The 25,650-nt window shown below is 46.5% G+C and carries 19 protein-coding genes and 1 tRNA gene; 7 read left to right on the top strand and 13 right to left on the bottom strand.

What is annotated here, in order from left to right:
* The first annotated feature begins 210 nt into the window (after positions 1 to 210).
* The gene (locus tag QUA23_RS11790) at positions 211 to 1,392 is read left to right on the top strand and encodes an RtcB family protein (RefSeq protein ID WP_333076238.1); all 1,182 of its coding nucleotides are present in this window, start codon (positions 211 to 213) and stop codon (positions 1,390 to 1,392) included.
* A 118-nt stretch (positions 1,393 to 1,510) separates the two neighbouring features.
* Here the strand turns inward: QUA23_RS11790 and QUA23_RS11785 are convergent, their stop codons facing one another.
* The 10 genes from QUA23_RS11785 to purC all read right to left on the bottom strand — a co-directional run bounded on the left by QUA23_RS11785 (position 1,511) and on the right by purC (position 12,183).
* Positions 1,511 to 1,882, bottom strand: coding sequence for a DUF4278 domain-containing protein (locus QUA23_RS11785; RefSeq protein ID WP_333076239.1), 372 nt, complete (start codon positions 1,880 to 1,882; stop codon positions 1,511 to 1,513).
* A gap of 242 nt (positions 1,883 to 2,124) precedes the next feature.
* Positions 2,125 to 2,469 carry a BON domain-containing protein gene (locus QUA23_RS11780; RefSeq protein WP_333076240.1) on the bottom strand — a complete coding sequence of 115 codons (345 nt, stop codon included), beginning with the start codon at positions 2,467 to 2,469 and terminating at the stop codon, positions 2,125 to 2,127.
* 616 nt (positions 2,470 to 3,085) lie between these two features.
* Positions 3,086 to 4,348 carry a DNA cytosine methyltransferase gene (locus QUA23_RS11775; RefSeq protein WP_333076241.1) on the bottom strand — a complete coding sequence of 421 codons (1,263 nt, stop codon included), beginning with the start codon at positions 4,346 to 4,348 and terminating at the stop codon, positions 3,086 to 3,088.
* Positions 4,349 to 4,484: 136 nt separating this feature from the next.
* Positions 4,485 to 5,657, bottom strand: coding sequence for a lipid-A-disaccharide synthase (gene lpxB, locus QUA23_RS11770; RefSeq protein WP_333076242.1), 1,173 nt, complete (start codon positions 5,655 to 5,657; stop codon positions 4,485 to 4,487).
* Positions 5,658 to 5,666: 9 nt separating this feature from the next.
* A complete protein-coding gene (locus tag QUA23_RS11765) occupies positions 5,667 to 6,269 on the bottom strand; it encodes a Uma2 family endonuclease (RefSeq protein WP_333076243.1) in 603 nt (200 codons plus the stop codon).
* Positions 6,270 to 6,310: 41 nt separating this feature from the next.
* Positions 6,311 to 7,105 (bottom strand): acyl-ACP--UDP-N-acetylglucosamine O-acyltransferase, encoded by a 795-nt coding sequence (gene lpxA, locus QUA23_RS11760; protein WP_333076244.1) that lies wholly within the window; start codon positions 7,103 to 7,105, stop codon positions 6,311 to 6,313.
* A 233-nt stretch (positions 7,106 to 7,338) separates the two neighbouring features.
* A complete protein-coding gene (fabZ, locus tag QUA23_RS11755) occupies positions 7,339 to 7,860 on the bottom strand; it encodes a 3-hydroxyacyl-ACP dehydratase FabZ (protein WP_333076245.1) in 522 nt (173 codons plus the stop codon).
* 68 nt (positions 7,861 to 7,928) lie between these two features.
* On the bottom strand, positions 7,929 to 8,786 hold the full coding sequence (gene lpxC, locus QUA23_RS11750) for a UDP-3-O-acyl-N-acetylglucosamine deacetylase (RefSeq protein WP_333076246.1): 858 nt from the start codon (positions 8,784 to 8,786) through the stop codon (positions 7,929 to 7,931).
* A gap of 96 nt (positions 8,787 to 8,882) precedes the next feature.
* A complete protein-coding gene (locus QUA23_RS11745) occupies positions 8,883 to 11,264 on the bottom strand; it encodes a BamA/TamA family outer membrane protein (protein WP_333076247.1) in 2,382 nt (793 codons plus the stop codon).
* Positions 11,265 to 11,454: 190 nt separating this feature from the next.
* Positions 11,455 to 12,183, bottom strand: a complete 729-nt coding sequence (purC, locus tag QUA23_RS11740) for a phosphoribosylaminoimidazolesuccinocarboxamide synthase (RefSeq protein WP_333076248.1) — start codon at positions 12,181 to 12,183, stop codon at positions 11,455 to 11,457.
* A 396-nt stretch (positions 12,184 to 12,579) separates the two neighbouring features.
* On the opposite strand from purC, the gene QUA23_RS11735 reads away from it, so the two are divergent.
* From QUA23_RS11735 to QUA23_RS11710, 6 genes are all read left to right on the top strand, one after another.
* Positions 12,580 to 13,011 (top strand): response regulator, encoded by a 432-nt coding sequence (locus QUA23_RS11735; protein WP_333076249.1) that lies wholly within the window; start codon positions 12,580 to 12,582, stop codon positions 13,009 to 13,011.
* A gap of 124 nt (positions 13,012 to 13,135) precedes the next feature.
* A complete protein-coding gene (locus QUA23_RS11730; protein WP_333076250.1) occupies positions 13,136 to 16,552 on the top strand; it encodes a response regulator in 3,417 nt (1,138 codons plus the stop codon).
* 206 nt (positions 16,553 to 16,758) lie between these two features.
* The gene (locus tag QUA23_RS11725) at positions 16,759 to 19,062 is read left to right on the top strand and encodes a DNA phosphorothioation-associated putative methyltransferase (protein WP_333076251.1); all 2,304 of its coding nucleotides are present in this window, start codon (positions 16,759 to 16,761) and stop codon (positions 19,060 to 19,062) included.
* Positions 19,063 to 19,124: 62 nt separating this feature from the next.
* Positions 19,125 to 19,724: a transglutaminase family protein gene (locus QUA23_RS11720; RefSeq protein WP_333076252.1), complete on the top strand. Its 600-nt coding sequence runs from the start codon at positions 19,125 to 19,127 to the stop codon at positions 19,722 to 19,724.
* Between the two features lie 231 nt (positions 19,725 to 19,955).
* On the top strand, positions 19,956 to 20,468 hold the full coding sequence (locus tag QUA23_RS11715; RefSeq protein ID WP_333076253.1) for a GNAT family N-acetyltransferase: 513 nt from the start codon (positions 19,956 to 19,958) through the stop codon (positions 20,466 to 20,468).
* A gap of 398 nt (positions 20,469 to 20,866) precedes the next feature.
* A complete protein-coding gene (locus QUA23_RS11710; protein ID WP_333076254.1) occupies positions 20,867 to 21,457 on the top strand; it encodes an SMI1/KNR4 family protein in 591 nt (196 codons plus the stop codon).
* A gap of 119 nt (positions 21,458 to 21,576) precedes the next feature.
* Here QUA23_RS11710 and QUA23_RS11705 read toward each other — a convergent pair.
* The 3 genes from QUA23_RS11705 to QUA23_RS11695 form a co-directional block, all read right to left on the bottom strand.
* Positions 21,577 to 21,658: transfer RNA gene (locus QUA23_RS11705), tRNA-Leu, on the bottom strand.
* 223 nt (positions 21,659 to 21,881) lie between these two features.
* Positions 21,882 to 22,589 carry a peptidoglycan-binding protein gene (locus QUA23_RS11700; RefSeq protein WP_333076255.1) on the bottom strand — a complete coding sequence of 236 codons (708 nt, stop codon included), beginning with the start codon at positions 22,587 to 22,589 and terminating at the stop codon, positions 21,882 to 21,884.
* Between the two features lie 624 nt (positions 22,590 to 23,213).
* Complete coding sequence (locus QUA23_RS11695) at positions 23,214 to 25,634, bottom strand: sucrose synthase (RefSeq protein WP_333076256.1); 2,421 nt, start codon at positions 25,632 to 25,634, stop codon at positions 23,214 to 23,216.
* Positions 25,635 to 25,650 lie beyond the last annotated feature (16 nt).

Below are 25,650 nucleotides of genomic sequence, written 5' to 3'. Positions count from 1 at the left end.
CTGTCGGACTTACAAACAATACCGCTACTGCATTTGATGTGAAGTTGACGCCACAACAATTAGTGGGTAAGGTGCGTCAGTAAACATTCTATGACTCCCAAAAGAAATTCCCGACTGACGCACCCTACAAGAATTAGTGTTTTTGACATCGGAAAGTGTATGTGTTACAATAATACTACATAAAAACTGGCAAAACCAACTTAAACAAAAATGCCCTACGAAAAATTAGACATATCAGCCCCAAAACCAGTATTATCTTGGGCAAATCACGCCCTGGGCGAAAAAGAAACCAAGATGACCGCTAACGTAGCATCTTTGCCCTTTGTATTCAAACACGTCGCACTAATGCCCGACGTACATTTAGGAAAAGGTGCTTTAGTCGGTTCAGTAATTGCCACAAAAGAAGCAATTATTCCGGCTGCTGTGGGCGTTGATATTGGCTGCGGGATGGCTGCTATTAAAATGCCTTTCACCGCTAACAAATTAGAAGGCAAACTCAAACAAATTCGCCTCGATATCGAAGCCGCAATTCCCGTGGGATTCGCGGAAAACAAGGAAGTAGAAAAAACTGTCACCAACTGGCAGGGATGGGGCGAGTTTAAGCAACTTCATCAAGGCGTGCAGCACCAAAACAATAAAGCCTTAAAACAAATGGGTTCCCTCGGTGGCGGCAATCATTTTATTGAGGTTTGCGTTGATACTGAAAACTTTGTTTGGCTGATGCTGCATTCCGGTTCTCGCGGCATTGGAAACTTGCTCGCACAGCAGCACATCGAGACTGCTAAAGATTTAGCTAAACTGGCAGAAATTAATCTGGCTGACAAAGATTTGGCTTATTTTGTAGCGGGCACGCGGGAATTTTCGGCTTACTGGCACGATTTGCAGTGGGCGCAAGATTATGCTCGCTTTAATCGCGATGTAATGATGAATCGGTTTAAGCGAATTGTGGAAAAGCACGTCGCGGGCGGCAAATCTGTTAAGCCTTTATTAGAGGTGAATTGCCACCACAATTACGCGGAAAAAGAGGTGCATTTTGGGGAAGATGTGTATGTGACTCGCAAGGGTGCGGTGCGCGCGGATGTAGAGGATTACGGGATTATTCCGGGTTCAATGGGGGCGAAATCTTTCATTGTTAAAGGGAAGGGAAATGCTGAGAGTTACTGTAGTTGCAGTCACGGCGCGGGGCGCTTGATGTCTCGCAATCAAGCGAAAAATGTATTTACTCTCGATGATTTTGTGCGGCAGACTGAGGGGGTTGAGTGCCGGAAAGATGAGCAATTTTTAGATGAAATTCCGGGGGCTTACAAGCCGATTGATGAGGTGATGAGTCAGCAGTCGGATTTGGTGGAAGTTGTGGCGACTTTGAAGCAGGTGGTTTGTGTCAAGGGTTGACAGAAACTTGTTTATTTGTACTTCTGCCTGGAAAGTGCTTTATGGGAAGAGGGGGGAAATCAAGCCGCTGTTGATTCCCCCCCTCTTGACAAACGCTGTGTTTTCTGAAGCTTTTTCTCTAACAAACCATCTGTCTCGACTCAATTTCTAGCAAGCGCAGCAGTCTTTCATCGCCATTGGCTTTGGCTGCTTGCTTTCTACGATCGAGAATATTGCAAATATTCGCTTGGTGGACTTGCGCCACTTCCACAACTGTTGGGTAAGATTCAACCGCCCCTGGGGTGCGAACTGCTGCGCTATCCCGATCGCCAGCTTGAGAATCTCGCTTTGTAGTATAGTTTGTACCGCCGTATTTATTTGGGGCGGGAATGTGTCTCGGATAGCGATAGTTCCAGTTTTGGCCCCGATATTTGCCCGCGACTTCGCCTTCGATCATATCGACAGTCGGAATGTCGTACTCATAGTGTGCGCCGCGATAAGTGAGTTTCATATTTTTTGATCCTTATATGTATGGAGATAAAAAGGGCAGTCAGACTAGCTTGGGTTTTTTTGGCTAAAACTTTTTTAGTTTCTGTATTCAATTATACTGTTTTTTAATATGAATTCGTTAAATTTACAAAAATTAATATTTTGAGGGGCAGAGGGCAAGAAAAAACCCGCCGCAGCGGGTTTAATCGAGCTTTTGACTAATTCGAGCCGCGCCCGGAGCGAAACTGCTTCGGTTCCGAAGCACTACCCGACTGTCACCTGATCGGTTTGCACGTTTGTTGCACCTTCTTCAGCAGAGGCGATCGCTACCAACTTGTCGAGAATTTCCTGACTGGCAACTTGACCTTTGAGAACAACTGTGCTGCTGAGCTGAGCAACCCAAACAGTATCGATATCAGCAACTTCTGGATCGGCGTCAAAAGCTAAAGCAACCCGCTTCGCCAAGCCGCTTTCGTCAAAAACTCCCTCAGGGCCGACTTTAGCAGGATCGATGGATTGCGCTTGTGCTGCTTGCTGTACTACTTGTGCCATCGGTTCAGCCGGGGCTTCAGGCTTTTCGAGTCCGAACAGTCTTTTAAACCAACCCATATTAGTTGAGTCTCCTGAAAATACACTTTTTCCAAGATAGCTCTAGAATTCCAAAAGACTCGTAATTGTTGCAAAACTCAGCGAAATTTATCAAAATGTTTTATCGGGAGACTTTTACAATCTAAAATCTTAAATGGTATCTAGATGTTGATGTTGCTATTTGATGTATAGGACGATCGCTGGGCCTTGGATAGCAGAGGCGTAGTCGAAGCAGTTCCCCCACTGTCACCTTAAAAAAAACTGCACAGCGCGCCGGAATACATTCTCGGTTTGTTTAACTACGCGGGACATCTCTTGCACGTCATCGAACTGTGTCCACCGATACAGGGGACGGTAGCCCGCGCTTAATTAAGGGTAGTCCTGCATATAGGAATCCTTGCATGAGTCGTAAATTTTTTACCCCACCCAAACCCTCCCCGAACCCGCTCGCTGGGGAGTAAGAAATTCACAAATGATGCGAGGATTGCTATAAGTAGTTATGCGATTTGATCTAACCCGGTCTGTAGAAGGAAATGAAAGGCAAAAATCACTACTTGTTTACCAATTAGCAATTACTAATTTCCAATTTCCAATTTCCAATTACTAATTCCCCGTTAGAGATAATTAAATCTAACTCTTAACTTTTTAGATAATATTGTTCTGCTTCCGACCAATTCAGCTTAAGCAACGAATCATCTCCCCATGTCAGCTTGAGACTCGGCTTAATTGCTGTCACGCCCAAAGCCCTAATAATCTGCGCTGCGACAGCTTTCGCCAATAGCGGCGGTACAGAATTTCCGACTTGGCGAAAACCGTGCCATTTTGTAACGTGAAATCTAAACCAGTCAGGATAGGAATGGAGTCGCGCAGCTTCTCTGACAGTAATGCACCGAGGCGCGATCGGGTGAATCGGTCTCGGCGAAGTATAAGCCCCCCTAGCCCTGTCGGTTCCAGCCCTGAGAGTGTTGCAAACTCCCTGGGGATGAAGCTTATAAAAACGGCTGATCGGCTCTTTTTCGCCGTGTTTAGCAGCATGAAACCTTTCCATACATTCGAGAGAGTGTTGAGTTCGCAAACTACAAGAGAGAATTTGTCGATCGTACTCGCGATCGTAGGAATAATCATCCTCCAAACCATCAATCCCGCGCATTATACTCGCATAAGCGCTGCACTTTCCGTACTCCGCGATTACCCAATCTCGGTGCAGCAACTCGCTGTACTTTTCCACTTCCGGCAAATCTCCAATCGCATCCCAAACTGTCGGGACAGCAGGTAAATTAACTTTTTTATAGCGTTTAGGAATTTTAATTTTTGGCAGTATCGTAGTTTGCTGAGGGTATTTGGGTAGCTCATAACCTGCTTTGCACCCAATCAGAAACAAGCGTTTGCGAGCTTGTGGCACTCCGTAGTGAACCGCGTTGAGAACTTGATAGTTTTCTTCTACTTGATAGCCTGCTTCCAGAAAAGAGCTAATTAAAATATTCAAGAGTTCTTTGTGTTCTCCTGATGCAATTCCCGGCACATTTTCCATTACGAAAAACTTGGGTTTTAGCTCCAAAACTAAGCGTTTAAAGTGAAAAATTAGAGAATTTCGTGGGTCGTCCACCTCGCGCTTGCCCATCATGGAGAATCCTTGACAGGGCGAACCGCTGATTACTACGTCTATCTCGCGCCGCCCGATCGCCGATTTTTTCCGAATTTCTGAACCCGTAAGCTGTGTGACATCTTTGCACAGAATAGAACACAGCGGGAAATTAAACTCGTGTGTGGCGCAGTGAATAGGGTCAATTTCGACTGATGCAAGTACATCAAAACCTGCTTGTTCAAAGCCCAGGGTCATGCCGCCCGCGCCTGCAAATAAATCAACAGCGATCGGTCGCTTTTTCCGATTGCTTGGCATAACATTTCAATAACAAAGTTGCTTTAATAGAAATTAAAAAAATTAACCTGGTTTTTGGTAATAAATCTTGGGTTTGTCAAGAAGTCATCTACAAAGAAACCGGGTTTATACATAACCTTTCAATACCAAAATTGCTTTAAGAAGCTGTATTTAAGTTGACATTTTTCATTATTTCCGCAGCGGCCCGATCGCACACGCCCACCTCTCCGAGACTTTCGCGCATTTCCTGATAACCTGCCAAAGTTTGCTGGCGTCGATCGGCATTTTGCAGCAATTCCAGTGCGTGATTCACTATATTTTCCGCAGTAGCGTCGTCTTGCAGCAACTCCGGGACGATCGGCTTCATTTGCACCAAATTGGGCGGAGACATAAAAGGAATCGAAAATTTCAGCACGTGGCGAGCAATAATCGCGGTAATCGGACTGACGCGATAGATGACAACTTGCGGAACATCCAGCAAAGCCAACTCCAAATTAACAGTACCAGATTTAGCGATCGCCAGATCGGCAGCCGCCAAGATTTCCAGAGTTTGATTTTCTAACAAAGTAGCCCGCAAACCGTAATTCTCGATCGCTTTTTCGATTTTGCTGCGGAAAGCTTTGTTAGCAAGCGGAATCAAAAAATCAACTTCCGGCAATTTAGCTTGAATAGTTTGAGCTGCCTCAAATATAACCGGCATCAGGTACTTGAGTTCTTGGTGTCTAGAAGCGGGAATTAGGGCGATCGACACCTGTTCCGGCCCAATTCCCAAAGTTTTGCGGGCAACTTCCCGGCTGGGCGCAGATTGCATTCTATCCACCAAAGGATGACCAACCCAACTCACTTGGGCTCCTTTTTTTTGATAATAACAAGCTTCTTCAGGAAAAATTGCCAAAAGGTGGTCGCAAATATTGACAATCAAATCAGTATTGCGAGGAGAAATCGACCAAACCCATTCTTGAGGTGCAATGTACCAAATCACCGGCAAATCCGGCAAACAGCGACGGATGTAGCTGCCAATGCCGAGATTGGGAGTCAAATAATCAATCAATACAACCGCATCGGGGCGGAATTTTTTGAGATATTGTTTAGCTTTTTCCTGAACTTTGATCGTCGGCAAAATATAGGGTACAGATTCTATAATGCCCATAGAACCAATGCCCACAGTATCGCCTAAGATAGTAGCCCCAGCTTCTGCCATACGAGGCCCGCCCAATCCTGTTATTTCTAACTCTAAACCAGCGGCGACAGCGTGACGTTTTAAGGCTGCAATTAACAAAGCTCCTTGCAAATCCCCAGAAACCTCACCAGTGCTGATAAAAATTTTCATATTCTCACTTTATACAGGTAAGATGTTTGCTAATAACTCGGTAACAGCATCATATTGATCCGGCATATTAGCACAGCGTAGCAGTAATTCTAAGTCCACACCGGGAAGGAATGTACTCTGGCCAATCTCCTCATAATTTTCACCTGTTAAGTAATAGAGAGATAACTGACTATTTTGCCAAAACCAGACTTCCCTAACGCCCAATCTTGTGTAAAATTCTAAACTATTTATCTCGCCACTGGTAATTACCACTTCAATAGCAATATCTGGGACTATTTTTGGGGTTCCTATGTCATAGGAATCACCCGGCTCTTTTCTACCGCCTAATTCTCTGTTACCGAGAGTCGGCCCGCCCTTGCCGTAAAATCGAATCCCATTTGCTCTCATATATGCCTCTAGCAGCATACAGAGAGTTTTCTTGATTATTTCGTGTTCGGGCGAGACAGTCATAATTTGCAGTTTTTGATCGAGATAGAAAAATTTCACACCTCTGACATCTTTAAAAGCTGCTTCTATCGCTTCAAATTGCTCCCAACTCACATCTAAGAACCTGATGCAGCCCTCTTGTTCTGTTTCAGGGGACGTAGATTGGACTGAAGTATAAACATTCATTGGGCAACAGTCGCTTAGTTCCTAGGTTTATTCTACATCATTCACTTTTTGCCAGGAATCAAACCGCGCCGCCCTTTGGTTATAGACTGCTGCACAAATCTCCGCAGGTGCTGCAAGTGGGCGTTTTCTGGTAACAAATCCAACTGTTCAAAAGCTTGATTTAGAGTGTAACCAGAATGGTATAGAATACGAAAAGTTTTCTTCAAAACTAGCAAATCTTCTTCTGTCAAACCAGCGCGTTGGAGACCGACTTTGTTGATTGCTCGCACTCTCGAAGGATTCCCCTCGACTAGCATATAAGGAGGTACGTCTCGATCGATCCTGCTCAAGCCGCCCACCATAGACAAGCGACCGATGTGGACAAACTGGTGAACGCCCAAAACACCGCTCAAGCGGGCTTGAGACTCGATTTTCACGTGTCCGGCTAAGGCTACAGCATTGGCGATAATTACTCGATCGGCGATCGCGCAATTGTGTCCCACATGAACATAAGCCATCAATAGATTATGATTGCCAATAGTCGTGCTTTCCCCGGCTCCAGTAGCGCGGTTAATTGTCACATATTCCCGAATTTGATTGCTGTCGCCAATTTTCACCCTAGTCGGAGAACCCTCGTATTTCAAATCTTGAGGTTCCAAACCAATCGCCGCACCGGGGAAAATTTGATTGCGAGCGCCTATTTCGGTTAGCCCGTCGATAATTGCATGGGCACCAATCTTAGTATCAGGCCCGATTTTCACTCTTTCCCCAATTACAGCATAAGCTCCCACTTCTACAGTCGGGTGAAGTTCAGCACCGGGATGAATCACAGCAGTTGGGTGAATCAAAGTAAGCATTTGTCAGTTGTTTTGCTGGTAAGTGGGAAGGAAGTTTGGCAACGCGCAGTGTAAGGGATTAAACTGATTTAACGGATGGATATTGAAGCAAGAAGGAAGAGAGAAGAAGGAAGAACGAAGAAGGAATTTTTTTAATTTTAAGATTATTTCCTTCCGAGGAAGGCTTCGCGGTTTCAATTTAAATTGAAAACTCATAACTTAAAACTACCCCCAAGCCCTCACTAATTTCAAATTTAATCTACCATCGAAAACGTCAATTCTCCTTCACAAACTTTTTGTCCGTCTACTTCACCCAGAGCCTGCATTTTTGCGAAGCGGCGGCGTTTTACCCACAGCAATTCTACAGTCATCAGCAACTGATCGCCCGGTACAACCTGACGACGGAACTTGACTTGATCGATTCCGGTAAACATCCACAATCCTTGCTTGATGTCGGGCAACTGAGCGAGAACAATACCGCCAACTTGAGCCATAGCTTCAACAATTAATACCCCAGGCATAATTGGCCGTCCGGGAAAATGCCCTTGAAAATGTGGTTCGTTGAAAGTCACATTTTTAATTCCTATAGCCTTCTGGGACGGCACGTAATCAACAATCTTGTCAACCAGTGCAAAAGGATAGCGATGAGGCAATAATTTCTGAATTTCTTCGAGAGTAAAAGTAGATTTAACCGCTGGAGACTCCTCACCTTTTTCAGTGGGGACGGATTCAGAATTAGCAGTATTGAGGGTGTTAACTTCAGTCAGCGTGGACATTGCTTGAAGACTTTTGAGTGTGGTATGGCAGAAGGAATATGCAATCTTAACAGATCGCGTGTTTTTTCCTAACTTTTATCTAGCGTAGCTAGAGCTTGCGATTTCAGGGCTTGGGCGAGTTGGACGTGCAGGTTGTGACTGGCTTTGTAAGCCAAGTAGTGAGCTTTTGGCCAAGTTCCGAGCAGACTGAGGTCGCCTGCTAAGTCTAGGATTTTATGGCGCACCGGTTCGTTGGCAAATCTCAAGGGCGGGTTGAGCCAGCCGGATCGATCGCAAACTAGGGCGTTTTCTAGGGTACCACCTTTGATCAAACCTGCTTGTCGCAATTGGTCAACTTGGCGAGCAAGTCCAAAAGTGCGGGCTGGGGCGATCGCCGTCGCAAAACTTTCTGCCTCTGGCGACCAACTGTACCATTGATTGCCGATCGCCTGTTCCTCAAAATCAATTCCGTAACTAAATCGAGTTTCGGCTGAGGGTAAAGCCGCTGCAAAAGCATCTCCGTGGCGCACCCAAATTGGCTGTTGTAAGACGAAGGAGGAAGTGGGGTCTTGCTTCGATTCTTGAGGAACTAAGCCGGTATGGGCGATCGCCTCTACCCAAACCAGAGCCGAACCGTCCAGCAGCGGCAATTCCGCCGCATCAACCTCAATTCGAGCATTATCCGCTCCCATCCCCGCCAAAGCTGCTAAGAGATGCTCTACAGTGCGAATTTGAGCATCGATACCTGCCAGTTCAGTTGAAAGTGCAGTCTGAGAAACCGCCTCAATTTTTGCAGGAATTATCGGAGCACCGGGCAAGTCTATTCTGACAAAATAGCGACCTTCCCCAACCTCCGCAGGCAAAACTCGGACGCGAGTTTGTTCGCCACTGTGCAAACCGATTCCCGACAGTTCAAATTCAGATTTTAAGGTACGTTGAATAGTCATTAGTCAGTCATTAGTCATTAGTTAGTAGTTAACAGTTAGTAGTTAACAGTCAACTGCCAACTGTCAACTGTCAACTGCCAACTGCCAACTGCCAACTTAGAATCGCTCACCAATCCCAAAGTGAATTCGATTGTCGCCAGTGTCGTTGATACCGTAATCGATCCGGATCGGTCCTAAAGGAGATTGAATCCGCACGCCGAGGCCGTAACCGTAACCGCTACCCGGCTTTCCGCGGATACCGGCAGGGTCGCCCGGGACCTCTTCGCCCGTACCCAAGTCGGTGCCAGCATCCAAAAATAGCGCTCCGCCGATAAACGAAATAATCGGGAAACGGTACTCAACGCTGGCTTCTAGGAAGCTGCGACCTGCTCCCATGTCGCCTTCGTCGTATCCGCGCACCGAGTTCGCGCCGCCCAAGGCAAAGGCTTCGTAGGGAGGCAAATCTCCGAAGACGGTGCCGCCTCTAAAACTGAATGCCAGGGTTTGAGGGCCGGGGGTAAAGTTAGTGTACCTGACTGGTAGGTACAAGCTGTAGCTGGCCCGCAGGCGGTTTAACAGGATGCTGCCGGAACCTACAGGAATCGATTGTTCCATCCCAAACCTGAGCAGGGAACCGCTAGTGGGGCGGAGGGGATCGTTGCGTCGATCGCGCACAACACCTGCTTGCAATGTTGTCAAGTCGTCGGAGCCGGAATCGCTAAAACTTAAGAGGTTGCCGAGTTCGTCCTCGGACTCGCGCCTGCCTTTGCGATCGGTAATTGAGACTCGTTGGTACTGCAAGCCAACTGAAGCTGTCCACTCAGCATCGACAAAAGGATTGCGCGACAGGGGACGGGTGAAATTGATGCCTGCGCCGGTGCGGACGACGCGAGGTCGATCGTCGTTGGGCAATCTGACTTCCCGTTCGCCACCGTCAAAAATCACGCTGATCGATCGTCTTCTAAACGCATTAATCGTATAAGAAGTCCGGTAAGGGTCGCCCGCAATCCAGGGGTCGGTAAAACTCAGGTCAAACAGCGTTTGGCGTTCCCCGATTTGTACTTCAGCCCCCAATTTCTGGTTCCTACCTCTCAAGTTTTGCTGCTGGTAACTCAGCGTACCGAACAAACCCGTCGCCGAACTCAAACCGGCACCCGCCGCCAGAGAACCGGTATTTTTCTCAATGACGTTGACAATTACCCTTGCCTTGCGGGGGTCAGTCGTTCCCGGTTCCAAGGCAAGTCGCACGTCTTCAAAAATTCCCAAACCAAACACCCGTCTCAAATCCCTTTCCGCCTTGGTGCGGTTAAAGATGTCTCCTGGCTTGAGTTCTACTTCGCGGGTGATGACAAACTGACGGGTGTTGCCTCCGATCGGCTGACCCGTGGCATCTGTTGCCTCTCCCTCCTTGTTCAGGAAGCGGACATCAACGGATTCGATCTGGCCTTCTGCCACTACCAGAGTGACAGTGCCGTCGTCTGCTACTTGCGGGGCATCCGTGATTTGGCCCAAAACATAGCCGTTGTCTTGATACCACGCATTAATTTTTTTCACTCCCTCTTCAAAGCGACGAAGGTTGAGAATTTTGCCGTATTGATCGCGGAAGCTTTCGTCAATTACGCTTTGGGGCAGCACTTGCTGACCGGTGATTGTCACTCCCCGCAATACCGGATTTGGCTGCACAATAAAAGTCACCCGGACGCCCAACGGGGTGTCTTCCGGTACTGCCCGCACGTTTCTGAAAAAGCCTGTGGCAAAAATGGCGTTGATGTCTTGTTGCAGTTGGCTACGGTTGGTCGTGCGTCCTGGTTGGGTGCTGATGACTCGGTAAATTTCACTTTCCAAGTCTTCTGTCGCCCCGGTGACTGTAACTTCTGCAACTAGCACTTGCGGTTCTGCCGCCCCGGCGGGTGCGGGGGTTTGTCTGGGCTGCGGTGCTGGGCCAGGGGGCAATGGGGGAACGGTGTTAGCCGGCGGTCGGGTCGGGGCCGGTCTGGGGGTAACTTGGGCGTTTTGAGCGATCGTCCCGGATTCCTCTGGTTTCGCTAGCTCTGCTGCGATCCAGGCGGGCGTTACAGCCGCTTCCGATGGGGGGAGCGAGCTGTCCTGTTGCGCGTCTGGCAGGGCGTTTTGGCTGCTAGAGGTGGGGGAGGGGTTGGATGCTAGATCGGGTTTTAGTTCAAGGATCGGAGGAGAAACCGGAGAGGGCGGGTCTGTGACTAGCCTTGGGGGTTCGCTGTCGCCTTCTCCCCTGGCAGGGGCCGCAGCTATTTTTAGGGCTTCCCCTTTGCCGGTTTTAGCGGCTTTGCGGTTTTGAGGAGGGTTTTGGGTTAATTCTGGAATGGGGCGATCGGGTAATTCGATCGACGGGGCGGGCGGAACGGCAGCCAAAGCTTCCTCTGCTGATTCAGAGTAGGATGTTTGGCCGCTTGCAGAATTTGATAACCCGAATGTTGCTGAGGCAGTAAAAACTGCCACCAATACAGCAGATAAACGCATTTTTGTTCACTTTTTTGGGCAATCCACACACCACATTAGTCATTAGTCATTATTCATTAGTCATAGTCATTAGTTATTAAGTCGGTTGAATTTCGCGCTGACCGCTAATTGATGACTGTTGACCGCTGATTGCTGACATCAAAGGCACAAGGGTGACAAACTGTGCAATTCTAGCGCATTACCAAGGCCTCTAGACTTTCTGAGCGAGAACCCGTTGGAGAACTTGCTGGTAAGCGGTTTCTACCGATCCTAAGTCGCGGCGGAATCGGTCTTTGTCCATCACACGGGCGTCGGGGTCGGCTTCTGCGTTGTCCCAGAGGCGGCAGGTGTCGGGACTGATTTCGTCGGCGAGGATCAGATTTTGATGTTGGTCGATACCGAATTCTAGTTTGAAGTCTACTAGGGTAATGCCGCACTCGGTGAAAAATTCTTTTAGTATTTCGTTAATTTCGCGGGCGGCGATTTCTAGTTGGTCTACTTGTTCGGGGGTGGCTAGCTGCATTAGCAGCAGCCTGTCGCGGGTCAGCAGTGGGTCTCCCAAATCGTCGTTTTTGTAATAAAACTCCACCAGCGGCGGATTGACAATTGTGCCGAGGACGAGTCCGGTTTGCTTGCAAAGACTGCCGGCGGCAATGTTTCTGACTACGACTTCCAAGGGCAAGATTTGGACGCGACAGACTCGCATTTGGTTGGGGGCCGGCGTGTCGATGAAGTGGGTGGGAATGCCTTTGGCTTCTAGCATCCGAAACAGGTGGGCGGATATGGCGCAGTTGATTTCGCCTTTGCCGACGATGCTGCCGCGTTTCTGGGCGTTAAAGGCTGTGGCGTCGTCTTTGAAGTGTGTCAGCAAAATTTCGCTGTCTTCGGTGGAGTAGAGGATTTTGGCTTTGCCTTCGTAGAGTTTGCGATCGGCTGACATGGCGATTAATAATGTAGATGAGTTTTAGATTTTACCGTAGCTCGATCGGGTGTTATTGGCGAGTTTTTGGATCTCCGCTGCACCGCTCATTCTCTGACCAAGAATTTCTTGAGGGTAAAAGCCCCCTGATTTATCCGTGGAATCAATCCAAAATCTAAAATCTAAAATCCTCAAGCCCCCGCATTTATCCGTGGTGTCAATCCAAAATCTAAAATCTAAAATCTAAAATCGAATGATGGGCGAGTACGCCTGCAGGTAGATACTGTCATCGACTCAGGCATAAATGATTCTTGACAAAGGACAATAGAGATTAAACCTGCTGGGTTCGCGATCCGTGCTGACTAAACATCGCCAACGAGACGGGCGCTTAAAAAACATCTATAAAATGGCTGATTTATGCAAGACAAAAAAATTCATATTCTCTTGGTAGAAGATGATGAGGTTGATGTGATGAACGTCCGGCGAGCTTTCAAAAAAAATAACATCGTCAACCCCCTCTACATTGCTGCCAATGGATTAGAAGCTCTAGCTATATTACGTGGAGAAGGAAAAATAGATCCTCCAATGCCTCAAGCCCGCCGGTTGATTTTGCTGGACTTGAATATGCCGAGAATGAGCGGGATCGAGTTTTTGCAAGAATTGCGACTGGATGAATGTTTGAGGTCGATTCCGGTGATTGTTCTCACCACTTCTAATGAAGATAGAGATAAAGTAAAAGCTTATAATTTGAATGTAGCGGGATATATTCTTAAACCTGTTACTTTTTCTAACTTTGTGGAAGTGATGGCTACCCTCAACAGATACTGGATGCTGAGCGAAATTCCCTAACTAAAATAGGGAATTTTTAATAAAAAATTTTTCAAGGGAGCTCTATGATTTTTCAGCTATGCAGTTATTTTAATTCCTTTTTCTCGACAGCAGCTTTTTCGGAGTAATCCACAATTCGGTTTTTATGGACAAAATTCTCACAATTCTGATAGTTGATGACGATGCAGTCGATCGAATGGCGATCAAACGTTCGCTCAAGTCCGCTGGTGTTTCGGCAGCAGTTACTGAAGCAGAAGACTGCGCGGATGCGCTGGCCCAACTCTCGGTCAACAAAAATTATGCCCAGGCTACTGCTAAACTATCCAAACAAAATAAATCTCAACTTTTAAGCGAGGTTGATGAGATAGAAAATGGGCTGCTATTAAATCAAATATTTGAATGCAAATTTGACTGCGTATTGCTCGACTACGGATTGCCGGACGGAGACGGACTCAGTTTGGTAAAAAATCTCCGAGAAGCGGGGCTGAAAGTTCCCTTAATTGTTCTCACAGGTCAAGGCGACGAACAAATTGCTGTGGAATTAATGAAGGCTGGAGCTTCTGATTATATTGCTAAAAACAAGCTTTCTCCCGATAGTTTGTCTCGCAGTTTGTACAATGCCATGCGCGTGTACCGCGCCGAATCTCAAGCCTTTCATACCAGTCAAAAACTCAAGGAAAGCGAGGAACGCTACAGGTTAGTTTTAGAGGGAGTGAACGACGGAATTTGGGATTGGGATTTAAGTAAAAATGAGGTTTATTGGAACGATCGCCTTTTGGAAATTATCGGTTTGTCGCGAAAGCAATTTGGCAGGACGATGGACGCTCTATACAACCGCCTGCACCCCGATGACAAGGAGGGAATCGTCGCGGCGATCGCTGCTCACTTGGAACAAGAAATAGACTATAATGTAGAATTCCGGCTGCTACACTCGAACGGTCTTTACCGCTACTGCACTTCTCAGGGAAAAGCTCAGCGCAATTCCCAAGGAAAACCGCTGCGAATGGCCGGTATGATTAGCGACATTACTGAGCGCAAACAAGCGGAAGACGCTCTGGAAAGGGAACGGCAGCAACTGAGACAAATTATTACTTGCGTGCCTGTAGCAATGGCGATGTTCGATACACAAATGCGCTATATGGCTAACTCTAAAAAATGGGTTAGTCAATTTAATTTGGACTTGCCGTCCCTGAATAATCTCAGCCATTACGAATTGTTTCCAGATACGCCGAATCGCTGGAAATTAATGTACCAACAAGCGCTCACAGGTCAGGTAGTTTCTGTGAGCGAAGATGCCTGGGAACGAGCCGACGGATCTGTTCTGTACCTGCGGTGGGCTGCTCACCCTTGGTACGATCCAGACGAGAAAGTCGGGGGAATCGTGATGGTTGCCGACAAGATTAATGAGTTGGTGGAAGCCAGGGAAACTGCCTTAGAAGCGAGCCGGGTGAAGTCGCAATTCTTGGCGAACATGAGTCACGAAATTCGCACTCCGATGAATGGAGTTTTGGCAATGGCTCAATTGCTGCTGCGCGCTCCTCTGGAACAAAAACAGCGGGACTGCGCTCAGACTATTTACCGCAGTGCTGAACATTTGCTGAATGTTATTAACGATATCCTCGATTTCTCTAAGATTGAAGCTGGAGAAATGCGGCTAGACAAGGCTAATTTTGATTTGAATAGTTGCGTTGAGTCGGTGATAGAAATTATAGCGCATTTGGCCGAAGAAAAAGGTATTGAATTAAATATTTTAGTTGACAGCTCAGTTCCGAGAAAGTTGATTGGCGACGCGGGCAGATTGAAGCAAGTTTTGCTGAATTTGACGGGGAATGCCATAAAATTTACCGATCGCGGTCAAGTTCTAGTTCACGTAACTGTCAAACAGGGCAACCGACTGGCAGATGGTAGACAACAAGCAAGATTGCTGTTTTCCGTGCGGGATACTGGCATTGGAATTTCCGCAGAAGGGCAAACAAAGCTGTTCCAATCTTTTTCTCAGGTAGACGATTCTCCTACTAGGCCATACGGCGGGACGGGTTTGGGTTTGGCTATTTGCAAGCAGTTAGTGGAGATGATGGGAGGGGACATTGGAGTTCGCAGTTTGCTAGGCAGCGGTGCTACTTTTTGGTTTACTGTACCTTTGGAAAAACAGTTGCAAGTTGAGCCTCACGATCCCGAACTTGCGGGCAAGAAACTGTTAGTAGTCTCTGGAAGCGCTTTGAGAAGGGCAGCCGTGCGATCGCTCGCTCAAAGTTGGGGGGCCCGCTGCGATGAGGCGGAAACTGTTGCTGAGGCTTTGAGTTGGTTGAACAATGCCCAGGGCGGGATTTCTCAGAATTCGGGGGAGGGGGGAAAAAGCTGGGATGTGGTGCTTGTGGACTTGCAAATGCCAGAGTTGGATGCGGAGGAATTTGCTAGGAAAGTGCGATCGACCTCTATAGTTGGCTCGTTAATCGCCATGACTGCTTTGCGGGAACAGCCGAAGGCGGAAGCGCTTTGCCGTCAGGGTTTTAACGGATATTTGATCGAGCCAGTGCGGCCAAGCCACCTGCTGGAGGCAATGCTTGCGCCGGTGAAGGCAACGGGAGAGTTTGGGAGAGTGGACCCTACTAATACTTGCAAGTTGTCACCAGTTAATTCTCAATATGTTACTTCCAATTCGCCGTCATCGCTGAGAATTTTGGTAGCGGAAGACCACCCGATAAATCAACAAGTTCTTGTCGAACAGTTGGCTGTTTTAGGCTATCAGGCTGACTGCGTGGTCAACGGTCAAGAAGCGCTGGAGTTGCTGGCAAAAAAAAGCTATGATTTAGTGCTGATGGACTGTCAAATGCCGGTACTTGACGGTTACAAAACGGTCCAAAAGTTGAGGCAAATCGAAGGAAGCGAGCGGCATACTTTTGTGATGGCTTTAACTGCTCATGCTATGCCGGGGGAACGAGAAAAATGTCTGGCGGCGGGGATGGACGATTATCTCAGCAAGCCTGTAGATTTAGATGCTTTGGCGGCGGCCCTGAAAAAGTATGAAGCCCTAAATGTTCATGGTAAAAATAAGTATGGAGTTAAAAGTATTAATTCTGAAAATAAATCTCCATTAGCAACAAGTTATACAGAAGTTGTGGAAAAAGCGCAGGTTGTGGCTGGGCCGACACCAAGGGCGATCGGACTTCAAACTTGGGAACATAGAGACTACGACGGACTGTTCGACAAGAGCAGATTGGAGCAACTCGGACGAGTTAATATTAAATTGCCAGAGCGACTTTTGCAAGCTTTTGTGGCAGGCGCCCAAGCTGATATGGCTGCTGCCAAACTAGCTCTAGAAGCTAAAGATTGGCAAGCTGTGGAATATCAAGCCCACCGTCTCAAGGGAACTTCCGCTAATGTGGGAGTTGCTCTGATGTCGGATTTAGCCGCACAATTGGAGCATCAAGCGCGAGGCTTTCAATCTAAACCATCAGAGGTGCAATTATTAAATATTGAGAGGGTTGAGAATATATTAGTGAGTTTGTCTAGTCATTTAGCCCGGGTTAAAGAATTTGTGGAAACTCGAATGTTTGGTTAATATCTTACTCGCTCGTAGTCGATATTACTCGGTGATTAAAATCGCCCTTACAAAAACGAAATCCCTCTCTAAAAGACTAATAAATAAAGCGGTATGTTACGGAGTGTGCATCCTACATATAGACAATCTAGGAAAATTTTGTTTGTTTCTTCACTCCGTGTCCTCTGCGTTCTCTGCGGTTAATTAAAAAAATAATTAATTTAGCTATGAATTACGATACCAGTACAAACACTATTTTAGATAGCGATTCATTAGAAAATGATGAAAAACTGCTAACGCCTTTGATGATTTTTGAGCGAGAAGTTTTATTGTACGAAAACGAGGCTATCTCTGAGCAAGATTCTGCAAATCCTGGGCCGTACTCGCTCGAGGAAATCAATAATTTATGTGTTGACAATCTCCTAGCAAAGGTGGCTCGCTGCTGTCGGGAAAGCAAGGTGGGAAAAAAATTACCGACGGCTTTTTATGTTCACGTTTCGGCTTTGCAGACACTCAACCCTGTCCTCGGAATCTACGAAAATTGTGCCAGACGCACTCTGGAAAATATTGATGAAGCAACTTTAGTTAAAATTTCACTCCATCAACCTAAAATATCTTATCTTTTTTACCCTGATTTCGATACAGATGCTCATCCTGCTTTGCAAACCAGCATCCAGATTAATCTAGCAACTGGGGAAGTTAAATGTTTTGATTACAGCAACAGCGAAAATCCCCCGGTTTTGCACCGTAAGGAAACTTTTGTAGCTGCAGATTATCCCCATTACGAAAAGTTTGCGAGGCTGACTCGCTGCGAGGAAAAGTGGGGGCTGCTTGACAATACTAGCGTTATCGGCACTCGCGAGGGTTGGCTCAAATATTTGGGATATTGCGGTGTGGAAATCCAAGATCATGCTGTTGTCGAGCGTTTGAAACAGGAGAATAGTGAAGTATCAATTCCCAAAATCGAGCGACACAAAGCTGCGATGGTACGCAACTCTCTTTCTAAACCTTTGCGTCTGGTTTTAGAAGCTGATTTAGTGAGGGACGGGGCGACTTTTTTTGACTACGGTTGCGGTTACGGCGGGGATGTTAAATATATTGCACAAGAGGGTTATGCTATTTCTGGTTGGGACCCATACTATCAGCCGGATACTCCGCGAATTTGTGCTGATATTGTGAATATTGGTTATGTGATTAATGTCATTGAATCTTTGGCGGAACGCCGAGAAGCTTTGCTGAATGCTTGGGAATTAACTAAGAGTTTATTAGTTGTAGCGGCTCAAGTTTTGATTGATGATAGCGATCGAGGTCAAATTGCTTACGGGGATGGGGTGATTACTTCTCGGAATACTTTTCAGAAGTATTACGAACAAGAAGAGTTGAAGGTTTATATTGACCAAGTTTTGAGTGTTGATGCAATTCCTGTGGCTTTGGGGATTTATTTTGTGTTTCGTGATGCTGCGGAGGGTGAAGGTTTTCGCGCTTCTCGGTTTCGATCGCACTTATCGACTCCCAGAGTGCGATCGCAAGTTAAGCGGTTTGAGGATTATACGGAAATGTTGGCTCCTTTGATGGATTTTGTGAGCGATCGGGGCCGCCTTCCGGTTAAAGGCGAATTAGCTGAAGAATCGGTAATTAAAGGGGAATTTCACAGTTTTAATCGCGCTTGGAGGGTGATTTTGCAAGCAACGGATGCGGATGATTGGGAGAGAATCGCCGATAAGCGCCGCCAAGATTTGCTAGTATATCTCGCTCTCAACGGTTTGGGCGATCGACCTTCAATGCGCCGACTCCCGGCTCAAATCCGCAACGACATTAAAGGTTTGTTTGACAATTATCAAAAAGCTTGCACTTTGGCAGATTTAATGCTATACAGTCTGAGCAAACCTGATATTGTGGCTGACTGCTGCGAAGATAGTGCGATCGGCTACAAACAGCCCGGTTCCCTTTCAGTTCACGTCTCTGCATTAGAAGAACTTGACCCTTTGCTGCGGCTCTACGAAGGCTGCGCCAACCGCACAATTGGCAGGCTTGACGGGGCGACAATTATCAAATTTTACGCTCGCAAACCTCAGATTTCCTATTTATTTTATCCCGATTTTGACACTAACCCCCATCCAGCCCTTCACACTTCTATGCACATAGATTTGCGCGATCTTTCGGTCAGCTATCAAGACTTTTCTGATGTGTATAATCCGCCAATTTTAGTTAGAAAAGAAGCTTTTGTTACTGCTAGTTATCCCCATTACGACAAGTTTGCGAAACTCACTCGCCAAGAAGAAAAGTTAGGGATTCTCGATCGTGGCGCACCTAAAAAACATCGGGAGTGGGTGAAGTGTTTGGAGGAAAACTGCGTTAAAATTAAGGATCATAAGTTGTTTTGGCGATCGAATGCTGACCCTGAAAAGTTGAAAATGCTGCAAAAAGCTGCGTCGGAACGTCAGCAGAAAAAGATTGAGGTTAATGGGGGAAGGATTGAACAAACCGCAGAGGACGCAGAGGGCACAGAGGATGGAAAGGTTACTGGCTAACACAGTTCAAATTTGTTGGTGAGGCGTTTACAATTGAGGCTATAGCGTTCCTAGCGGTTGACATGGAAGAATACTTGAAAGTGAGTGAAGTTATTGATTGGCAGCATCCCGAAATTATGGAATGTGCTAAACAAATCGCATCGGGATATGAGACACCAACGGCGATAGCTAAGGCTTGCTTTGAGTGGGTGCGAGATGAAATTCGTCACAGTTATGACTATCAAATGAGTCCTGTGACCTGTCGAGCTTCAGATGTACTTCAGCACAAAACAGGATATTGCTATGCGAAAAGTCACTTGCTAGCAGCGTTACTAAGAGCAAATGACATTCCAGCAGGTCTTTGCTACCAGCGGTTAAGTATTGATGACAAGGGTGCGCCGTATAGTTTGCACGGTTTCAATGCCATCCATCTACCTGAATTTGGTTGGTATCGGGTTGATGCAAGAGGTAACAAAGAAGGAGTCAACGCTCAGTTCACCCCGCCCCAAGAGCAATTAGCATTCAAGATTCAGTTTTCCGAAGAGGCAGATTTTCCAGCCATATTCTCAGAGCCGCTTCAAGTCGTTATAGAAGCATTGCAAGCACAGAAGACATGGGATGATATGCTTCGTAATCTCCCAGACATTTCGTTGGAGTCTGCCAAGAGTTATATTGTGCTATGACGGATAATGATTGTATGCCAGCCCGCTAACACGACGTTGAAGCCATAATCAGCGTCATGTCGCTTAGTTTTTGTGATATTTGTCGCCACTCAATTTAGCCGTTAAGCATCATATGAATATTGTCCAAAGTATGATTGAGGAGGAATAGTTAGGGAAACAGAGTATGATTTTAGTCAGGGTAAGCGAGGGGCGATCGAGCCAATATTACCTGGGAAAACTCGGATCTCAGCTATGACAAGTTTGACGTTCAAAGAAGTTATGATTAATCTACGCTCCGCGACTTCCGCTGATTTGGATCTGTTACGACACTGGGATGAGCAACCTCACGTAATTGCGTCAGATCCTAACGATGACTGGGCTTGGGAGGTGGAACTTGAGCGCGCGCCCGATTGGAGGGAGCAATTGATTGCTGAAATCGATGGTCGTCCGATCGGATTTGTCCAGATTATTGATCCGGCACGCGAGGATAGCAACTATTGGGGTGATGTCACGGCTGATCTTCGTGCAATTGATATTTGGATTGGGGAACAAACCGATTTAGGCAAAGGCTATGGAACACAAATGATGCAGCTTGCAATTGCCAGATGTTTCGCAGATCCGGCGGTGAAAGCTGTCCTCGTCGATCCGCTAGCCAATAATACTCGCGCCCACCATTTCTATGAACGTCTGGGCTTTCAATTTATCGAGTACCGAAAGTTCGGTGACGATGATTGCTTTGTTTATCGCCTGAACCGAGTAGATTGACACCATCAATTGAGAAGGCATCGCTGTAGCAGCAGTCCGTGAGAGGCACAAATCTACAAGTTTTTTTTTGAGCCGTGATTTGAGAATATTAGATGTTCCTTGACGTAATAGATTAGAAAGTTGTTGTCATAGTCGCTAAAAATTAAGCTAAATTCAGGAATGATTGAACGAACCGTAGAGGACGCAGAGGAGGGGAAAGAAGATGGAAAAAAGGTTCAGATTGAAGCAGTTGAGCGTGGTTAGGATTGCTATAATGACCTCAGCGCTCGTTAGAGTCGATAAAAAGTAGCAGGGCAAAGAAAGTCAGCACCCCGGTTGAATTTTAGGCGGTTAAAACCGCTATCTCGCTTTCCTCTCAGTTCTCGCATAGACTGAGTTTCTAGCTTCGGAGGTTTCTCATGAAAATAATTTGGGAAAGAATTCATAATTGGCTGGCAGCCAATGCACCTCAAGTGCTGAAAAGTCTTAAACCAGGCGCTACTGATGAGGAGATTTATCGGGCACAAGCATTTTTTGGTGTAGAGTTTCCCGAAGATTTCACGCTGTCTTACCGCGTGCATAACGGTCAGGATGAAGAATCTTATTCCCTGTTCCCCCACTTGGAGTTCCTCTCTCTCGAAAGCGCGATCGAAATATCTGAAAAATGGCAGGATTGTTCAGACGATAATTTTAGGTGCGATCGTGAAAATATTTTTGAAGGAATCTGGAACGGTTGGTGGAACCAGAATTGGATTCCATTCACAATGGAAAGCAATGGTGCTTGCGAATGCGTAAATTTAGCCCCAGCAGCAGGCGGAAATGTTGGACAAGTCATTATTGTTGAGTGGCAGGAGCCTACTAGAGGGCTGATTGCACCTAATTTTCGCGTTTATCTGGAGACCTTTGCAGATGCACTAGAGCGAGGAGAATATCGGTTCTCTGAGGATGGTTATGGGTTAGTCGTAGTTGACTTTGAAATACTCGATCGTGCAGTTGATACTGCTCGATAGCGTCAGTCAGTCAAGTGTCAAGAATCAGCGTCTATTGAGAGGGGTAAGTATGTCAAAAATAATTTGTTACTGTACAGTAACAAACCTGAAACTATTGATGTACAAAGCTGTGAGAGTAGTGCGGATAAAAGGACTTGAACCTTCACTCCTTTCGGAACCAGAACCTAAATCTGGCGCGTCTGCCAATTTCGCCATATCCGCATTTAGACATTCAATTACTCTAGCACACAACAGAGCGATCGGTCAATCGATTTTAGATTTTAGATTTTAGATTTTAGATTGAAGGAAGCGACCCACTGATAAATCCGCAGGGTAATGACCCAATTGCTCGATCGCCCAACATCGAGAAACCCGGTCATTTTGGGACACCGGGTTCAATCATGAGTTATCGCCACAGCAATTTTCCGTATTTTTCACTTGTCACTTACTTTTGGCCGAGCGCTTTCCAGGTTGTTTCGTCCACCATGCCGCTAGCCATCAAACCCTTAAATTTCTGAAAGTTCTTGACAGCCGTAGCAGTGCGAGCGCCAAAAATGCCGTCGATCGGGCCCGGATCGTAACCCTGTATTTCCAAACGCACCTGTAGCGTCTTCACCTTGGAACCGACAGCGCCTTTATTTAGAAGAGTTGGAGGATTGCCGGGAACCGCAGCATTGCTCAGAATAGGAGCATTGCTCTGCACAGTTTCAGAAGCTGATGCCGGATCTGCTGCTAAAGCTGTCCAAGTTTCTTTGTCCACAATGCCATCTGCGTTCAAACCCTTAGACTGCTGAAAGGCACGAACCGCCGATGTAGTGCGAGAGCCATAGGTACCGTCGATCGTCCCAACCTTGAAACTGTGCACCTGCAAGCGCTGCTGTATGGCGGCAACTTCTGGCCCGTCAGCTCCCGCCGAGATAGTTTTTTCCTTTCTCACTGGCTGCTCGCCGGCGTAAAAAGGCTTGTTAAACATATCTGCTTGGGACTTTCCCTCGGGCGATGCTGACGCACCCGGATCGGCGGGAGCCGTAAAATCTCTGCGGTACTCTTCCTGCACCAAGGGTTCGGAGTCGAAAGCAGCAGTGGCCTTTCGGGTTAAGCCGGGAACGAGCAGAGCAATCAAGCTGAAAATCGTAACAGTAGTCACACGCATAAATTTCATCCTGTTAGTGAGGTTTGACAAGGTTTCGCTGTTTTCATGTTTCTAAATCTAATTGTATTACCCGGACTGCTTTCTGAAACATATAACAAAAGGAAGAAGGAACAAGACCATTTCACTTCGCGATCGGGTAACAAGAAGTCCGAGAGAAGGGGTAATAGACCGCATTGGTTTGGACCATTAAGAAAGTTCAACCTTCTGGCACGGTTGCTATATCTGGCCAGGTCTCTAGAATTTCGGCAATAGGGACACCAGCACTCAGAAGTTGCGAGTTGGAAGTTACGTGTTTGAAGTAGGGGCAAGTTCCCACTCTTCCTATAAACCCGGTTGATTCAGAGATGTTTCGTGACCAAAGTCAATATTTTCGTATAAACCACGTATATTAGCCTCAGTCTTATGGTACAAAACCTGCCGTCATTCACAAATCTTTACAGGCGGATTTTGTACAAAGTCGATCTATGAAAGGCGAAGTTTTTTCCTTCTATCTCCCCGTAATACCAATTTCGGTTGTACCGGAATTATTAAACCCCTATTGACGGAAAGGATACAGAGAAAGGGAAGAGAGAGATTAATAATTCCGATGCCAACGGATTTGATATAAAAAGCAAAATTCGGCAGTTATCGGTTCGCGTGTTCTGCCAATAAAGCCTTCGCTTTCGGCTTGTAAATCAGATAAAACAGCGATTCTATGTAGCGAAGCATATCTTCGCGATTTTCCTTGGACGAGTAGTTCCAGAAACCGTAAGTCCGCGCCAGCGTCAGCAGCTTGGTAGTATGAATTTTCCAGGTATAGGTGCTGTAAACTCGGTCAATTCCTCGCGTTGAAATTTCATACCAATAGTTGGGATTGTGTTCGCATTTCGATAAAAAATCTAGAAGTTTTTGGGCAGTTTCCTGGTGGTTGGTCGGGTTGATATAAAACCCATTTACGCCATCTTGAATAATTTCCAGCGGACCGCCAAACTGCGTCCCGAAAGTGGGAATACCGGTAATCATTGCTTCGAGAATTGTCAAGCCGAAAGCTTCAAATAATGCTGGCTGAACAAATATACCTTGGGCGTCGGCGATTACCCGGTAGATTTCGCCGGACAGGCTTTTGGAAAGCCTCACTCCCAACCAGCGAATTTTACCGTGAAGGTTGTATTGGTCGATAATTGCGTAGAGCTTTTTAATTTCTTCTGCTTCTTCGTAGTCTTCGGTTTCTTCGACCCGCAGCTTGCCAGCTACTAGAATTAAGTTGCATTTTTCTTGCAATTCCTGGCTTTTTCCAAACAATTCTGCTAAGCCTGTCATGTTTTTAATGCGATCGAGCCGCGCCATGGAAAATAAAGGGCGCTTGTGCGGGTCGTCGAGTTTTCCAAAGACTTGTTCCGGATCTTCTAGAGTAAACAGCAATTCGTTGAGCCGATCGCGATCGCCTTGCACCCGGTCTTCGATCCGCGTGTAGGGAAAGTACACACTTTCGTTAACTCCCGGCGGCACGACGTTGAATTTAGGGCTGAACAGTTCAATCCCGTTCACAACGTGGTATAAATCCGGCATCGTAAAACAATGGTAAGATTCGTACTGACCGACACTATCGGGTTGGCCCACAATCTCTTGATAGGTGCTGCTGACAATACAATTAGCTGCATTCATGGCAATTATATCCGCCGTAAATTGCAGCGAAAAATGGTACTTTTCCTCTGATTCTTGCCAGTAGAGATTGCTGAACAAATATTTAGATTTTTCCAGCGCATGGGCAATATTGCACTGAGTAACTTTTAGTTTGCGAGACAGCAAAAACGCTACCAAGTTACCGTCGGAATAGTTGCCGACAATTAAATCTGGCTTCCCCTGAAACTCAGCCAGAAGTTCTTTTTCTGAATCGATCGCGTAAGTTTCCAAATAAGGCCAAATCTCGAATCTAGAAATCCAATTTTGAGTCAGTTTGGGATTGAACTCCCGGAATGGAACCCGCAAAATCCAAGCATTTTCCGTGCCGTGAACTTTTTCCAAACGTTCGTTGCAGCGCGTACCGTCGCTGTTAGGAATTAACCGGGTGAGAATAATTACTTTAGGTTTGACTCCTAAACTATCGAGACCTGCAAGATGAATGTCTTCTTGCAGTTGTTTCTCTAAACTCTTGGCTTGATCGAGGACATAAACTACCTGACCTCCCGTATCCGGCCGCCCCAAAACTCCTTCTTGGCCGAACCAGCCGTGAGGAGAAACTAGGACGATTTTGAAAATCATCGGGATGCGAGAAATAAATGCTTCTAGGGTTTGAGGATCGGGCGAATCAATTAATTCGTCAAGAATTCCTAGGGTTTCATGTACGCGGGCTGCGGTATTTCCCCAACCGGCCTCGAAACCCATCAATTGCAGGACCAGTCGAAATCTTTCATAGGGTTCTTCTTCAGAAAGATCGCTGACAAAGGTGAGGGCTTTTTTGACTTGTTCGGAAAGTTGTTCTTGGGATTTTATGCGATCGTTAATTAGTAATTGTACGCCGTTGTAGCGGTGAATTCGCAAGAAATTAAATAGACTTTCTTGCCACTGTCTGGCGTCTTGGAACAGTTTGCTGGACAGGTATCGGTTGAGGAATTGCACTCCTTTGCCGATGTTTTTGGGGTCGCGAATGGTGGGGGAATAATCGTAAAAAGGGCCGAAATCTAGTTCGAGAATATCGCCTTCTTGGGGGTGAAAGTGGTTGACGAAGCGATCGCGCACGTCGAGCAATTCTTGCACTGTCATCTGCTCAACACTCAAGTCGTCTGCAACTCGTACTATTTCCATACTAGCAATTTTTGGCCGCAGCAAGACGCAAAAGCTGCCATCTTCGAGAATAATTTCCTGAACGTAGTAAATCAGTTTGCTTAAAAGAGAAGATTGATGGAACTGTTCGGGCTTTTCGTATTTGGTGCAGTAGGCTGCAAAAGCGTTAACTATGTCGTTTCGCAGTAAATATTTGTTTCCCAAAGCGCGTAAATCGCTGACAAACTGACGCAAGTCGGTTTTTTCGTCGCTGGCGATCACAGCCTGAAAGAGTTCAGACATACATACTCCCTTATTT

Source organism: Microcoleus sp. Pol1C5 (genome assembly GCF_036701115.1).
Classification (GTDB): domain Bacteria; phylum Cyanobacteriota; class Cyanobacteriia; order Cyanobacteriales; family Microcoleaceae; genus Microcoleus.
Note: the sequence above shows the minus strand (reverse complement) of the source record. Positions and strands in the feature narration are given on the sequence as shown.